General features: G+C 45.1%; 14 protein-coding genes. 10 read left to right on the forward strand and 4 right to left on the reverse strand.

What is annotated here, in order from left to right; translation table 11 throughout:
* Positions 1 to 113 precede the first annotated feature (113 nt).
* The 7 genes from hinT to J8Z23_RS04925 all read left to right on the forward strand — a co-directional run bounded on the left by hinT (position 114) and on the right by J8Z23_RS04925 (position 6,333).
* Positions 114 to 464 (forward strand): purine nucleoside phosphoramidase, encoded by a 351-nt coding sequence (gene hinT, locus J8Z23_RS04895; RefSeq protein WP_005390611.1) that lies wholly within the window; start codon positions 114 to 116, stop codon positions 462 to 464.
* A 72-nt stretch (positions 465 to 536) separates the two neighbouring features.
* The gene (locus tag J8Z23_RS04900; RefSeq protein WP_434635155.1) at positions 537 to 1,934 is read left to right on the forward strand and encodes a COG3014 family protein; all 1,398 of its coding nucleotides are present in this window, start codon (positions 537 to 539) and stop codon (positions 1,932 to 1,934) included.
* Positions 1,934 to 2,326 (forward strand): YcfL family protein, encoded by a 393-nt coding sequence (locus tag J8Z23_RS04905; protein ID WP_301658974.1) that lies wholly within the window; start codon positions 1,934 to 1,936, stop codon positions 2,324 to 2,326. Before J8Z23_RS04900 ends, J8Z23_RS04905 begins: the two co-directional genes overlap by 1 nt.
* Before the next feature lie 66 nt (positions 2,327 to 2,392).
* Positions 2,393 to 2,983: a penicillin-binding protein activator LpoB gene (gene lpoB, locus J8Z23_RS04910; protein ID WP_005378467.1), complete on the forward strand. Its 591-nt coding sequence runs from the start codon at positions 2,393 to 2,395 to the stop codon at positions 2,981 to 2,983.
* 24 nt (positions 2,984 to 3,007) lie between these two features.
* Positions 3,008 to 3,889, forward strand: coding sequence for a thiamine kinase (thiK, locus tag J8Z23_RS04915; RefSeq protein WP_395213358.1), 882 nt, complete (start codon positions 3,008 to 3,010; stop codon positions 3,887 to 3,889).
* A 75-nt stretch (positions 3,890 to 3,964) separates the two neighbouring features.
* Complete coding sequence (ycfP, locus tag J8Z23_RS04920; protein ID WP_012842003.1) at positions 3,965 to 4,504, forward strand: alpha/beta hydrolase YcfP; 540 nt, start codon at positions 3,965 to 3,967, stop codon at positions 4,502 to 4,504.
* 539 nt (positions 4,505 to 5,043) lie between these two features.
* Complete coding sequence (locus J8Z23_RS04925; protein ID WP_395185554.1) at positions 5,044 to 6,333, forward strand: NAD(P)/FAD-dependent oxidoreductase; 1,290 nt, start codon at positions 5,044 to 5,046, stop codon at positions 6,331 to 6,333.
* 81 nt (positions 6,334 to 6,414) lie between these two features.
* On the opposite strand, the gene J8Z23_RS04930 is transcribed toward J8Z23_RS04925, so the two are convergent.
* The 4 genes from J8Z23_RS04930 to J8Z23_RS04945 form a co-directional block, all read right to left on the reverse strand.
* On the reverse strand, positions 6,415 to 6,963 hold the full coding sequence (locus tag J8Z23_RS04930) for a GNAT family N-acetyltransferase (RefSeq protein ID WP_048626173.1): 549 nt from the start codon (positions 6,961 to 6,963) through the stop codon (positions 6,415 to 6,417).
* Positions 6,964 to 7,126: 163 nt separating this feature from the next.
* The gene (locus J8Z23_RS04935; RefSeq protein ID WP_074191059.1) at positions 7,127 to 7,897 is read right to left on the reverse strand and encodes a peptidoglycan binding protein CsiV; all 771 of its coding nucleotides are present in this window, start codon (positions 7,895 to 7,897) and stop codon (positions 7,127 to 7,129) included.
* Between the two features lie 7 nt (positions 7,898 to 7,904).
* Positions 7,905 to 11,366: a transcription-repair coupling factor gene (mfd, locus tag J8Z23_RS04940; protein WP_257887135.1), complete on the reverse strand. Its 3,462-nt coding sequence runs from the start codon at positions 11,364 to 11,366 to the stop codon at positions 7,905 to 7,907.
* Between the two features lie 5 nt (positions 11,367 to 11,371).
* Positions 11,372 to 11,941, reverse strand: coding sequence for a hypothetical protein (locus tag J8Z23_RS04945; protein WP_006742154.1), 570 nt, complete (start codon positions 11,939 to 11,941; stop codon positions 11,372 to 11,374).
* A gap of 249 nt (positions 11,942 to 12,190) precedes the next feature.
* Between J8Z23_RS04945 and lolC the strand changes: the two genes are divergently transcribed.
* From lolC to lolE, 3 genes are read left to right on the forward strand one after another with little or no spacing between them, the layout of a single operon-like run.
* Complete coding sequence (gene lolC, locus J8Z23_RS04950) at positions 12,191 to 13,399, forward strand: lipoprotein-releasing ABC transporter permease subunit LolC (protein ID WP_167426758.1); 1,209 nt, start codon at positions 12,191 to 12,193, stop codon at positions 13,397 to 13,399.
* Positions 13,392 to 14,099: a lipoprotein-releasing ABC transporter ATP-binding protein LolD gene (lolD, locus tag J8Z23_RS04955; protein ID WP_005378457.1), complete on the forward strand. Its 708-nt coding sequence runs from the start codon at positions 13,392 to 13,394 to the stop codon at positions 14,097 to 14,099. The genes lolC and lolD overlap by 8 nt, the downstream gene beginning before the upstream one ends.
* A 2-nt stretch (positions 14,100 to 14,101) precedes the next feature.
* Positions 14,102 to 15,346: a lipoprotein-releasing ABC transporter permease subunit LolE gene (gene lolE, locus J8Z23_RS04960; protein ID WP_109168568.1), complete on the forward strand. Its 1,245-nt coding sequence runs from the start codon at positions 14,102 to 14,104 to the stop codon at positions 15,344 to 15,346.
* The last annotated feature ends 62 nt before the right edge of the window (positions 15,347 to 15,408 follow it).

Here is a 15,408-nt window from a genome sequence, read left to right on the forward strand (position 1 = left end):
TCGTTAATTAGCGTTTGATTAATAATGTTAAGTGAACACTGTTTTTATTGAGCTCCGCTTTTGGTTGGCGCATACTAATTGGGGTCTAATTACCTTTATAAAATGGAGTCCTCATGGCGGAAGAAACGATCTTTAGTAAAATTATTCGTAAGGAAATCCCTGCCGATATTCTTTATCAAGATGAGTTGGTGACTGCGTTTCGCGATATTAACCCGCGCACACCGAGCCATATTCTCATTATTCCGAATAAATTGATCCCAACAACGAATGATGTTGAAGCTGAAGATGAAGCAATGATGGGGCGTTTGTTCACTGTTGCTAAAAAACTGGCGAAAGAGGAAGGCATTGCGGAAGACGGCTATCGCCTGATCGTTAATTGTAACCCGCACGGTGGCCAGGAGGTTTACCATATTCACATGCACCTATTAGGCGGTCGTCCTCTAGGTCCAATGGTATTGAGCTAAGCTTTAAAAAAGTGGGTGGCGCAGTTCACCCACTTCTTTTTCCTGTCGAATGACACATTTGTGGAGATAAATGTGAAACTAGGTGTAAAGCTGTTAGGGCTGATGAGCTGGGCTTTAATGGCCTCTGGCTGCGCGAATTTGTCTGCGGGCAATCTGTTTAGTCACTACAGCGACCAGAATCAAGAAGTTTATCAAGCCGTTGTTGCCGGGGAATATGCGAAAGCGAAACAACTTCAATCGAGCGAAGTGGGTGGCGAGATACTTGGCAACTTTGAAAAGGGCCGTATTTCTTTTCTTGCTGAAGATTACCCGACAAGTTTGAAAGCGCTGGAAAATGGTGATCGTGCCGTTCGTGTTCAGCAAGATCGCGCGACTATTTCTGTGTCAGAAACGGCAACGAGCGTCGGCTCTCTCGCAGTGAACGACAATCTCCAAGATTATCATCCCGCCGATTATGAACTTGGCTTTCTGCACCTTTATCTCGGGCTAAACTATTTACAGAAAAACGATTTGGAAGGGGCGCTTGTTGAAGTGCGTCGAGCCAATCAAGTTCAGGAAGCGGCAAGAAAGGCGCGTGAAAAAGAACTAAAAGCAGCAGAAAAAGACCTGAAAAAGCAAGGCATGTCTGCCAATTTAGGCAGTGTGTTGGCGAGCTACCCTGATGCTGGTAAAAAACTAAGCGCAGTACAAAACGGCTATTTGTTCTATCTTTCTGGCTTGTTATATGAAGCGTCACGAGATTTAAACAGTGCTTATGTTGATTACCGACGAGCACTCGCTGTGATGCCAGACAACAAACAAGTTGTTGAAAGCACGCTGTACGCCGCTAAGAAACTAGGCATGCGTGAAGACTTACGCATGCTAGAGAAACGGTATGGTAAAGCACCTTCTGGGTTAACTCAGTCTCAAGGTCGAGTCATCGTTATTGATGAACAAGGCGTTGTGGAGGCTTTGAAAGGTTGGCGTATTGATCTACCGATTTACGACAGTCGCGATAATGGGGCCATTTATTCGTTGGCGCTTCCTTATTATCCGAATCGGGGTGCTCAACGTTTTAGCGATGTGGTTTTAAATGGTCAGGTATTGCCTTCTAGCACGCTGACTGATGTTAATGCGATGGCACAAAACGATCTTAATGAACGTCTGACTACAATGGTGATCCGTCAAGCTCTTCGCGTTTGGGCAAAAGATCGAATCCGAAAAGAGGCGGCGAAAAAAGGCGATGATGTGGGTAACATACTTTTCAATGTATGGAACACATTGACCGAGCAGCCGGATACGAGAAGTTGGCAAGCATTACCAGCGCAAGTGAAAACGGCATCAAAAGTCGTGAAACCAGGAACACAAAGTTTAAACTTGGGTGATCAAACCTATCAGTTTGAAGTGCCTGCACAGCAGACTACATTGGTATGGGTATCTCGTCAGGGAACACACTCAACCGTGTGGCATAAACAGCTAGGGAGACTGTAATGAAAGCATGGCTTATTTGTTTAGCAATGGCTATTGGTTTAGTTGGATGCGCCGAAAACACGGCTGGTATTCGAATTGATAGTCAAACGCAAAAAGTATTTTTTAATGATAACGTTTTGGGTAGTCGCTTATTAGTTGACAACATCACCATCACTTACGTTGATGATCGTCCACGTGGAGTGGTGCAACTAAGCAGTAACTATAAAGGTGACCAGCACATTCTTTACCGCTTCTATTGGTATGACAATAATGGTTTAGAAGTGAATACCAAGCCTGGCCCATGGCGCAAAATGATTGTGCGAGGGTTTGAGCAAGTCACGTTATCTGAAGTTACTGTGAATCCAAATGGCACCAAATTCCGTGTTCAAATTAGAGAAGCACAAGACAATTAATCTTAACGGCTTTGCCGAAGCTGCCGCGCTAACGATGCGCTGGTATTGAAAAACTAAGGAACTCTCATGAAAAAAAGTATTATTGCTCTTTTAGGTCTTGCCGTCATTTTGGGTGGCTGTTCTAACAAAGTCTCTTACGGCGATGCGCAAGCAACAGAAACCACAACTATCGATTTTGGCTCAACAGATTTACAAAAAATCGCGGCTGAAATGGTGGATAGCATGATGATGTCGGGTTCTGTAGCAGCAATTACTCGTGATCAACGTCCTATCGTTTTTGTTGAGCGAATTAAGAACAAGACCAGTGAACACATTGACACTGAATCCATTACCGACACTATTTCTACTAAGATGCTGAACTCTGGTAAGTTCCGCTTTGTTGATATGGATCGTGTTGAGTCTGTGCGTGAACAGCTTAACTTCCAAAACACGGATGAGCTGGTTAACCAAAGCACAGCGATCCAATTTGGTAAAATGGTGGGTGCGCAATACATGCTTTACGGTAACCTATCTAGCATCGTCAAAAATGCAGGTAGCGATAAAGATGTATACTACAAGATGACCATGCGCCTAATGGACCTAGAAACAGGTTTGATTGAGTGGGCGGATGAAACGGAAATTCGTAAAGCGCAATCGAAGAGCTTATTCGGTCTTTAATCGATACTGATGGAGAAGTCATCAATGGCATGGTTTTCTTGGCAACAAGCAAAACAGTTAGATCCGAGTCTTAATGCTCTCGATGGCTTCTTTACTGAGCCTCCGGTAAAAGTTCAAACCGTTACCGGGGGGCTAACCAACCGTTGTTGGCGGTTGGAATCCTCTCAAGGCCTTGTATACATCTGGCGACCGACCAGTAATGTTTGCAAGGCTTTTTCAATTTCTCGCCACAATGAATATCAAGTTCTGAATGCTATCTCTTCATTAGAAATTGGCCCCAAGCCAGTATTTATCCACGAGCAAGGTTTACTAGTGGAATGGATCGAAGGGCAAGCACTTTCAGAGGTAGGGCTACCAGTAAGAGATTTATTATCCATTGCGGCGACCATTCATCAGCACCCGATCAGCGCGCTCCCTTTGGTTCCATTTTCTTATATTTCTCGCATCGATCATTATTGGCTTGAGCTTGATGGTCAGTATGCGGATACGGAATTTGAGGCTCTATACATGAAGTGGCGCACGGAACCGAGTGTAGCGCCGGTTCCACTAGCTCTTTGTCACTTTGACCTGGGGTGTTACAACCTCGTTCGGGGAGAGAGTGGGGTGAAAGTCATTGATTGGGAGTATGCTGGTATTGCTGACCCTAGGCTTGATTTGACCTTGACTATTCAAGTCGCGGATGCGCCTGTGGAAGAGGCGGTGAAACAGTATTGCCAAATTCGAGGTATCGAAGATGCGTCTCTTTGGTTAAGTGGTGTACAGGCGTGGCAGCCAAGAACCCTAGTGATGGCGATGCTTTGGTATTTACTGGCCTATAAATTGTGGGGATATGAGCAATACTTAAACAGTGCGTATGAGTTGAAAGGCTCATTGTGTATGGAAGATCACTGTTTTGAGAACTCGTGATATTTTCCCCTTTAACAGTAAGGAAATAGTGGTAGTTTTAATAAAAGTACCAGATACACACAGGGAGAGGTACACATGATTATTTACTTACACGGCTTTGACAGTACAAGCCCGGGTAACCACGAAAAAGTTCTTCAACTGCAATTCATCGACGACGACGTTCGTTTTATCAATTACAGCACCCTTCACCCAAAGCACGACATGCAACACTTGTTAAAAGAGGTGTCTAAAGTTATCGATCAATCGGATGATCCAAACCCGTTAATCTGTGGGGTTGGTTTAGGTGGTTATTGGTCTGAACGAATTGGTTTTCTATGCGGTATCAAACAAGTGATGTTTAACCCGAACTTGCACCCAGAAAAAACGATGGCTGGTCGAATCGATCGCCCAGAAGAGTACGAAGATATCGCAACAAAATGTGTTGATCAGTTTCGAGCGAAAAATCAAGCTCACTGCTTGGTTATTTTATCCAAAGATGATGAAGTGCATGACAATGCGAAAACTGCAGCTGAGTTAGAAAAATACTATCAAATCATTTGGGACGAAACGCAGTCCCACAAGTTCAAAAAGATCTCTCACCATTTACAAGCGATGAAGGCATTTAAAAATACTTAAGAGTGTTTGAGTGTGAACAGTAAAGCGGCATTTTTTATCGGCTGCTTTGCTGCGACCCCCTCTTGTGAGTATGCCGAGTCCCTTTCTCTTTAAAGACCTCATTTTCTTGGTTTAGCGCTTAGAATATTGTGTTCTCCTTACCGTTTTCTTACTTCCATCCTATGTGGCACGAATACCTTGTTGTAGAGTAGTCGAAAAGTAGTCAATCCGTACTCGTCACACGGATTTTGGTTGCCTTCAAAGTACGTCTCTATATAATGAACCAGACTAAAATAATTTGATAAATATCAAAAAAAATTGAGAGCGAGTAATAAACTTGCCCAAAAATCTCTGGCGTCGTATGCGTACCAGACAAATATGCTGATTCCTAACAAGTTATTGATAGATAAAGAATAAAATTAGGCAGCAGTTTTTAATCCAAATAAATTGAGACACCTCTAAGAACCAAGAATTCATCGGTTGGATGTATGGCACAGCATGTCTGTGAACCATGTATCGAGCTGAACCCCATATATTCATTTTTGTAGAGGAAAATCATTGTGACACGCATTATCGTTGTAGGCGGCGGTGCTGGTGGTCTTGAGTTGGCAACTAAGCTTGGCCGAACTCTAGGTCGCAAGAACCGTGCGCAAATTACGCTAGTAGATCGTAAAGCGAGCCACTTGTGGAAGCCATTATTGCATGAAGTTGCAACTGGCTCTTTGGACGAAGGGGTGGATGCTCTGAGTTATCGAGCTCATGCAAAAAACCACAGCTTCGACTTCCAAATGGGTAGCCTTCAAGACATCGACCGCGAACGTAAAGTGATCATCTTAAGTGAGCTTAAAGATGAGCATGGTGAGCTTCTGATGCCAAGCCGCGAGCTAGAGTACGACATTCTAGTCATGGCGATTGGTTCAACATCAAACGACTTCAACACTCCTGGCGTTCGTGAGAACTGTATTTTCCTAGACAGTCCAGAACAAGCGCACCGTTTCCGCACAGAAATGAACAATGAGTTCCTAAAACTGCACGCGAAAAACGGTAACGGTACGGTGGATATCGCGATTGTTGGTGCTGGTGCAACTGGCGTTGAGCTATCTGCAGAACTACACAATGCCGTTAAAGAGCTGCGTACTTACGGCTTTGGCGATCTTGACTCTAGCAAGCTGAACGTCAACCTGATTGAAGCGGGTGAGCGTATTCTACCTGCGCTTCCTCCACGTATTTCGGCTGCTGCTCATCAGGAGCTGGTGAAGTTGGGCGTAAACGTACGCACGGCAACCATGGTGACTAAAGCTGAAAAAGATGGCCTCACCACGAAAGATGGTGATAAGATCCCGGCACAAATCATGGTTTGGGCTGCGGGTATTAAAGCACCAGATTTTATTAAAGATATCGCCGGTTTAGAAACGAACCGTATCAACCAGCTGGTAGTGAAAAATACACTACAAACGACGCGTGATGATGACATTTTCGTTATTGGTGACTTAGCACAATGTACTCAGGCTGATGGTTCGTTTGTTCCACCACGTGCTCAAGCTGCGCACCAAATGGCAAGTCAAGCATTCAGCAACATCGTTGCGAAAATTAATGGACGAGAGCTGAAAGACTATGTGTATAAAGATCACGGCTCATTGGTGTCTCTAAGCCGTTTCTCTACCGTTGGTAGCTTGATGGGCAACCTAACCAAAGGGTCGATGATGGTAGAAGGCCGTATTGCACGTGTCGTTTATATCTCGTTATATCGAATGCACCTGATGGCGTTGCACGGCGTATTTAAAACCGGACTGATGATGCTTGTGGGCCGTATCAACCGAGTACTGCGTCCAAACCTTAAGCTTCACTAAGACGCCAAATTCATATCTACGCGGATTGCGCGGATGCATCTTCGAAATATAAAAAGCCACCGCAAGTCGGTGGCTTTTTGTCTATGTTAGATCTGCCGGTAAAAGTGAGTACACAACACCATCCTTAGGCTTACCATGAAAAATAAACCGGTTTCTGGCGATGGTTTCTTTTTGTGCACCGACTGACTCAATTAAGGTTTGGCTTGCTTCGTTGTCGGGGTCACAGACAATTTCCAGTCGAGTTAAACTAAGCTTTGCAAAGCAGAATTCAGCCAAGGCTCTAACGGCTTCTTGAGCATAGCCCTGTCGTTGATAGCGGTCAGCAACCCAGTAGCCAATACTTGCCATATTAAACGTGTGATATAACTCGTTTACGGCGGCCATTCCTACTAGCGTGTTACTTTGTCGCTCATAGATACCGAAACCGAAAGCTTCTGTTTTTACCCAGTTAAGTCGGGTTGCCAACAGGAAGTCCTGTGCATCTTTCAACGTAACGTTTTGATTACACCAATCTAGCCACTGGTGTAGGGAAGGGGATTCTGCAAGCAAACGTTGTAGTAAGTGAGCTTCTTCAGAAGGGATGAGCTTGAGCGCTAAGCGGGGCGCAATGATTTCAAAATCTGGACTCATGAACTGATACGACTTCCATGTTGAGTTTAAGTAATTTGAAAACTGTCTATTTCATACTGTAACGCAGTTATTTTCCTTGCTCTGCGTTGGTTAGGAATAACTGAGGACATAACAGATAAAAACAAAGCGCAGCAAATGCTGCGCTTTGTTGAATCACTCGTGCTTATCGAACGCGACGAACTTGAATGATCATGCCCATCAATGGGTTGTCTAGGTAATGAGTCTCACTACTACGCATACGGCGTTTTTGATCCATTCGGTAGCTCTTGAGGAACTTTTCTTCTGTTATTGTAGGGGAGATTTCCGCCAAGTTACCCACTTGAACATTACCATCGACCTCACCCAAATCATCCGCCAATTGCTCGGTTGAAGTTGGTTCAAAACGCACTTCTCTAACACTTGGCTCGCGCAGGTCTAGTGTCGTTTCAGCGAATAGATAATGCTGCACGTAAATTTGGAATCGACCGTCTAGTTCATACAAAGGACCGTTGACTGTCTCTTCACTGTAACCGTCAGTGGAAAATGTCTGAGTACTGCCATTGATTGGACTACCATCTGCGTGATAAGAATCAGAGAAATCTCGTCCACCAACAATACGGAAAATTGGGGCGCTAGATTTGCCTCGGTCACCTTGACGCCATGCTACGTGTTTAAGCACTTTAAACCCAGCGTGGTTGTTTAATGCTGCTTCTTGCGCATTCAGGCGGAAAGATGAGCGTGGCAGTAGTGTTACGCCTTTAGAGCGACGGTATGATTCACTCTCTAAGCTGCCGACATTTTCCATATCGATTTTTGGCAGTTGATTCGGCCAAGATTCAGTGGTGCTTTCAGCGTCGACTGCTCGCTTGAAAATGATCACTTCAATATCAAATTGACGCTGTGCCCAAGAAGGCATTGAGACACATAGAAGCAATAACGGGATCAGTATTCTCATTCGACTATTAGCTCGTTGGTAATAAATTCTGTTTAAAATCATTCAGTAAGTCTTGAACAAACTGAATGCGTTTACGTCGGTCCGCCAATGGTACGCTAAACTTGAACTTAGTTGGACCTTCCATTGCAAATTTTTGCGGCTGTGATTGCAGCAGTTTAACCAAATACGCTGGATTTATGTCAGCATCAGGGTAAAACTCGATAAATCCACCTTTATCATGGGCTTCTATCTTTTTCGCTTTTAGGCTACCAGCCGAAATTTTCAATTCTGAGACAGCAAGTAAGTTCTTCGTCGCGTCTGGAAGCAGTCCAAATCGATCGATAAGTTCCACTTTGAGCTCTGAGAGTTCTTCACCACTCGTAACACTCGCAATACGTTTGTACATCGACAGTCGTGTATTCACATCCGGGATGTAATTGTCTGGCAAGAGCGCTGGGATTCGCATTTCAACTTCAGTTTGTTCACGAAGCAGCTCGTCCAAAGAAGGTTCTTTACCTTCTTTCAATGCTTGGACTGCTTGTTCCAGCATTTCCATGTACAGTGTAAAACCAACCGATTGAATTTGCCCACTTTGCTCGTCACCAAGCAGTTCACCAGCCCCACGGATTTCCAAGTCGTGAGTTGCTAGAGTAAAGCCTGCGCCTAAGTCTTCCAGTGAAGCAATCGCATCAAGACGCTTGATAGCATCTTTGGTCATGGCTTTTGGATGTGGCGTTAATAAGTAAGCATAGGCTTGATGATGAGAGCGTCCAACACGGCCACGCAATTGGTGCAGTTGCGCTAAACCAAGGTTGTCTGCACGATCCATAATAATGGTATTCGCCGTTGGTACGTCGATACCAGTCTCGATGATCGTTGTACACACCAACACATTAAAGCGCTGGTGGTAGAAATCATTCATGATGCGCTCTAGTTCGCGCTCACGCATTTGACCATGTGCCACGGTAATTCGTGCTTCAGGAATCAGCTTTTGCAAGTCTTCCGCGGTTTTCTCGATAGTTTCTACCTGATTGTGCAGGAAGTAAACCTGACCACCACGCATGATTTCACGCAGTACCGCCTCACGGACCACAGATTCTTCTCTTTGACGAACAAAGGTTTTGATGGCTAAACGACGCGCTGGAGGTGTCGCGATGATCGACAGATCGCGCATGCCACTCATGGCCATATTCAGAGTACGTGGAATTGGTGTTGCGGTAAGGGTAAGAATATCCACATCCGCACGCATTGCTTTGACTTTTTCTTTTTGACGAACCCCGAAGCGGTGTTCCTCATCAACGATCAACAAACCTAAATCTTTGAATTTAATGTCGCTCGAAAGCAGCTTATGTGTACCAACGACAATATCGACTTTACCATCGGCAACGTCTTGCAAAATGACTTTTTGTTCTTTGGCCGATTTAAAACGAGACAGTACTTCAACTCGGATTGGCAAGTTGGCAAAACGGTCACGGAAGTTTTCGAAATGCTGCTGAGCAAGTAAGGTTGTTGGTACGAGTACGGCGACCTGTTTACTGTTATCCGTTGCGACAAATGCTGCGCGCATAGCGACTTCCGTTTTCCCAAAGCCCACGTCACCACACACTAAGCGATCCATCGCTTTTGCTTGGCACATGTCTGACAAGACGGCATTGATGGCCATCGCTTGGTCATCCGTTTCTTCAAATGGGAACGTTGCTTTAAACGTTGCGTATTGCCCACGATCTAGCTCAAATTTGAAGCCCGGTTTTAATTCTCGTTTAGCGTAAACATCCAGCAACTCAGCCGCGACATCACGCACTTTTTCTGCCGCTTTACGACGTGCTTTTGCCCAAGCCTCGCCACCCAATTTATGCAGTGGTGCACTTTCTTCAGCACCGCCTGAATAACGGCTAATAAGGTTTAGTGATGAAACTGGTACGTAGAGCTTGGCATCGTTTTGATACTCAAGGGTTACGTATTCCGTTTTCATGCCACCAGCTTCAAGTGTTTGCAAACCGATGTAGCGGCCAATGCCGTGATCAATATGAACCACGGGTTGACCGGGTTTCAATTCCGCAAGGTGGCGAATAACGGTGTCACTGTTGACTGCTTTTTTATCTTTGCGGCGTCGCTGGATAACGCGGTCACCAAGTAGATCACTTTCACAGATCAGAGCGAAGTTCAGCTCTTCGTGAATGAAACCATGCTCTGCAGCGCCTAAGATCAAACTGAAGCGGTCACCCGAATCTAGAGCTTGGTAAAGTGAGCCATGTACGACTGGGCGAACTTTGATGCCTTGCAACAGTTCCGTTAGTGCTTCACGACGACCTTCTGACTCTACCGAGAAAACAATTTTGCCGCTGAATTGCTCACTGAATTGACGAAGACGCGAAAGCGGTTCTTTATTTTGTTGCTGAACGCCAAGCTCGGCTAACGATTGTACTGGTAGGTTTTGACGACCAGCACGCTTAACCACTTTCTCTAGGCTCAATTGAGCCATAGGGAGCTGTTTTAGTTGGCTGAAGAGTTCGTCTTTTTTCAGCCAAAGTTGTTCAGGAGTCAAAAGAGGACGTAGTGGATCAACTTTTTTCTGGTCGTACCGATATTCGACATCGGTTAAGAAAGTATCGACCGCAGATTCAATATCACCATATGTGATGACTTGAGAGTCTTCTGGCAAATATTCAAATAAAGTCTCGGTATGGTCAAAAAACAGCGGTTGCCAATACTCAATACCCGCGGGCCAAGTGCCTTTGGTCACTTGCATGTAGATCGATTCTGGCTCTCGGCGTGCTTCAAATTGGGTGCGCCAACGTGTACGAAAATCCTCAATCGCTTCTTTAGTGGTTGGGAACTCATGCGCAGGCAGCAATTGAATTTGCTGAATATCGTCGATAGAGCGTTGGTTCTCTGGATCAAACGTGCGAATGGTATCTATCTCATCATCAAAGAAGTCGATGCGATACGGGTCATCGCTGCCCATAGGAAATAGATCGAGAATCGACCCACGGCTCGCGTATTCACCTGGCCCAAATACTTGGTCTACGTGGCGGTAGCCCGAATTTTCAAGTTGTACACGTAGTTTCTCAAGCGAGAGTTGATCGCCGGTTTTCACCATTAAGGTATGTTGCAATAGAAAATCACGTGGCGACTGTCGCTGCAGCACCGTACTGACTGGCACGATGGTAATGCCATTACGTTGGCTTGGCAGTTGGTATAGGCGCGCGATACGTTCAGAGATGATTTCTTGATGCGGAGAAAAGTTATCGTAAGGCAGCGTTTCCCAATCAGGGAACAGGCTTACTGTTTGGTCGGTGAATTGTTCAATCTCCGCTTGAAGCTTTAAAGCGATTTGCGGGTCAGGCACGACGAGTAGCGAGTGACTCGAATGCTGCTTGGCTAGCTCAGCAATAGCTAGAGGTAGAGCCGCGCCCGGTAAATTACCTAGCTGTTTTTTGTCGCCACGCTCAGAAGGATTGGTGACGGAAAGAATCGTTGCTTTTGTCATAGGAGTTATTTTTTATCTCGCTCCATCGAGCGCTGACGTAAAAGTTTTTGTTGTTGATATAGTGCCGCTTTTATGAGCAAATCTTGGTCAGATTCACGTAGCATCTTATATCTAAGCGTGATAATGAAATCTTGCTCTGAAGCATCACATTCTTCTACTTGAGCGTAACCGTAAATCGCTGCAGCAGGATGATCGAGAAACAGTTTAACACGAACGAGTTGTTGGGCAGATAGCGCTGTATCTGAACGGTAACTGAGTTGGCTGGCACCAAACTTCGTGGTTTGGTATCGAATGGAGGCATCATCTTGTTGTGAAAGCATAAAGCTCAACAAGAGGTTAAGTTTCGCGTTTTGCGTATCAAGCAAGTTAATCACATGCTTTAAATCTTTGTTTTTTAGCTCTAGACGTGCATTGTCTGCCAACATATCTAGATGGCTAAATTCGCTGGCAACAATAAACGGTGCTGGAATTTCGGAGACAAAGGTTTCTTCATCTGGCAAAGCAAAATCCGCACTCAACGTTTCGACGTTGATAGTGAGATTATGATGGACGGTAAAGTATTCTTGCTCTGTCATATAGTCGGTCCTTTTGCCAGCGAGCGCTCCTTGTTCACTCAACAAACAAAGAGAAGTAGGGCACTGATTATCGCTAACTGAATGAAGTTATCAAGTTTACCTGATTTGTCCTTGAACTTTTTGCCCTAAATACAGACTTATTGCATGTCGTTGACAAATTTAGCGATTCTCTTGTCTTCTTAATGAGAAGAGTAAGGTAAGATAATCTGCTAAAGCTTTATATCAAAACAACCAGTTGGTTTGTCTTATATGTATCATCCTATCTCATTATTTATTGGTTTGAGATATCTTCGGGGACGCTCTGGGGATAGGTTCAGCCGATTTGTTTCTTATATGTCGACGGCGGGTATTACGATCGGTGTAATGGCGTTGGTGACGGTTCTTTCTGTGATGAATGGGTTCGAATCGCAGTTAAAAGAGCGCATTTTAGGTGTGCTGCCTCACGCTGTTGTTTCACAACATGATGGAAAAACGCCGTTGACCGAGTCTGCCCCTCCATTTGTTCAAGCGATGTCGAGTGAATCTGAACCGGAGCCTATCGTTCGTGGAGAGGCTGTAATTCAGAGTTCTGCGCAACTGACGGCAGGTTATCTCATTGGCATTGAACCAAAGAAAGGCGATCCGATTAGCAACCATTTGATTGCTGGGCGATTATCGTCACTTCAAGCGGGCGATTACAATGTCTTTTTAGGTCATAGCTTGGCGCGCTCGCTAAAGGTATCAATGGGGGATAAAGTGCGCTTAATGGTGACCAACGCGACGCAGTTTACCCCACTTGGCCGTATTCCTAGCCAGCGCAATTTTACTGTCGCTGGTATTTTCAATACGGGATCGGACGTTGATGGTCAATTAATGATTGTTAACATGACGGATGCATCTAAGTTGATGCGTTTTCCGAAAGACACGGTTTCTGGTTGGCGTGTCTTTTTCTCTGATCCATTTATGGTGACGGATTTTGCTGATCAACCCATGCCTGACGGGTGGCAATGGAGTGATTGGCGCGAACAGCGTGGTGAGCTTTTCCAAGCGGTGAAAATGGAAAAGAACATGATGGGACTTATGCTAGGTCTAATTGTGGGCGTTGCTGCATTCAATATTATCTCCGCCTTAATCATGGTGGTGATGGAGAAACAATCAGAAGTCGCAATATTGAAAACTCAAGGCATGACTCAATCTCAAGTGATGACCATTTTCATGGTACAAGGGGCAAGCAGTGGTGTAATTGGCGCGATTGTCGGTGGCGCTGCGGGCGTGATCTTGTCACTTAACCTGAATGCGATTCTTGAATCTGCTGGTGTGGCGCTATTCAGTTTCGGTGGCCATCTACCTATTTTGATTGATTCACTGCAAATTCTTTTAGTGGTGGTGTTGGCGATTGCTCTTAGCCTTGCTGCTACGCTTTATCCTTCTTATCGAGCATCTTCTGTTAAACCTGCTGAGGCACTTCGCTATGAATAAGCTATTAGAATGTCGTGATATTCGTAAAGTCTACCGAGAGGGTTCGTTAGATACGGAAGTGTTGAAAGGCGTAAGTTTCGATATCGATAAAGGGGAGCTGGTTTCTATTGTTGGCTCTTCTGGTTCCGGAAAAAGTACCTTATTGCATATTCTAGGGGCGTTAGATGACGCAACTCATGGTGAAGTTGATTTTCTAGGGCAAAACCTATCGGCTTTAAGTTCGAATAAACAGGCGGCTTTACGCAACAAGCACCTTGGTTTTGTATACCAGTTCCATCACTTGTTAGCTGATTTTACTGCGCTTGAAAACGTGGCGATGCCACTGATGATTGGCGGCGCTAAAGTAGCGGATGCAAAACAGGCGGCTAAAGCGCTGTTAGATAAAGTGGGTTTGAGTCATCGGATGCAACACAGACCCTCTGAGTTATCGGGCGGTGAGCGTCAGCGTGTTGCGATTGCGCGTGCATTGGTGAATAAGCCTGATCTTGTTTTGGCCGATGAACCTACGGGGAACTTAGATCATAATACGGCACTGTCTATCTATGATTTGATGCGCGAGCTCAATAAAGAGTCAAACATTGCATTTTTGGTTGTCACGCATGATAAAGAGCTGGCGGCGAAAATGGATCGTCAAATGCACATGCAAGATGGTTTGCTCGTAGATCGTTTTGTGACTGATACAGCATCTGCGGAGGGCTAATTTTGTTTTCATCTTTAGCATTGATGATTGGTGGTCGCTTCAGTCGAGCGAAAAAGCGCAACAAGATGGTGTCTTTCATTTCGCTTTCTTCAACGATTGGCATTGCGGTTGGTGTAGCCGTGATCATTATCGGTCTTTCTGCAATGAATGGCTTTGAGCGCGAGCTGCAATCGCGTGTGTTGTCAGTTATTCCACACGGTGAGTTGGAAGGTGTTAATGGACCGCTTCATAACTACACCAAAACGATGAATCAAGCCCTAAACCATGAAGATGTTGTTGCGGCAGCACCGTATGTTCGTTTTACGGGCTTAGCAGAAAAAGGCAGTAAGCTAAAAGCGATAGAAGTTCGTGGCGTAGAGCCTACTTTCGAGCAAGCGGTGTCGAGCTTATCGAATTTTATTGACCAAGAAGCTTGGCAAAACTTTTATGCCGGTCAGCAGCAAGTGATCTTAGGCCGAGGTGTCGCAAATGAGCTAAATGTCGCCGTGGGGGATTACATTACGTTGATGATTCCGCAAACCGGCGGCGCAAACAAAGTGCAGGCTCCTAAGCGTGTGCGGGTGAAGGTGTCTGGGTTCTTAACGTTGAATGGCCAAATAGACCATTCTTTAGCGTTAGTGCCATTAGCGGATGCTCAGCAATACGCAAGGTTAGGGGAAGGGGTTACTGGCATTTCACTAAAAACTGACGATGTTCTCAATGCGCCTTCTATTGTTCGTGAGGTAGGTAGCATGGTGGATGTTTACGTGTATTTGAAAAGCTGGCAGCAAAAGTTTGGTTTTTTGTATCGCGATATTCAGCTCGTACGCACCATTATGTACTTGGTGATGGTACTGGTGATTGGTGTGGCGTGTTTTAACATTGTGTCTACGCTGATGATGGCAGTGAAAGATCGAGCCGCAGAAATTGCAATTTTGCGAACAATGGGAGCAAAAGATAGCCTAATCAAACGTATCTTTGTTTGGCAAGGCGTGTTCTCTGGTGTATTTGGCAGTCTCGTCGGCAGTGTTATTGGTGTCTTAGTGGCGTTAAACCTGACTCCGTTAATTAAAGGGTTAGAGAGCTTAATCGGTCATCAGTTTTTATCGGGTGATATTTACTTCGTCGACTTCTTACCATCACAGTTACACTGGCCAGACGTAGCATTGGTGTCGGTGACGGCGATCGTTTTGAGTTTGCTTGCAACGTGGTATCCCGCTTCTCGCGCCGCGAAGTTAAATCCGGCAGCGGTGCTGAGTTCTAAATAACCAACCGTTTTACAATACGAGAAAAGCAAAAAGGACCGAATTCGGTCCTTTTTTGTATTTAT

It is taken from the genome of Vibrio sp. SCSIO 43086 (assembly GCF_051132235.1).
Lineage (GTDB): Bacteria > Pseudomonadota > Gammaproteobacteria > Enterobacterales > Vibrionaceae > Vibrio > Vibrio diabolicus.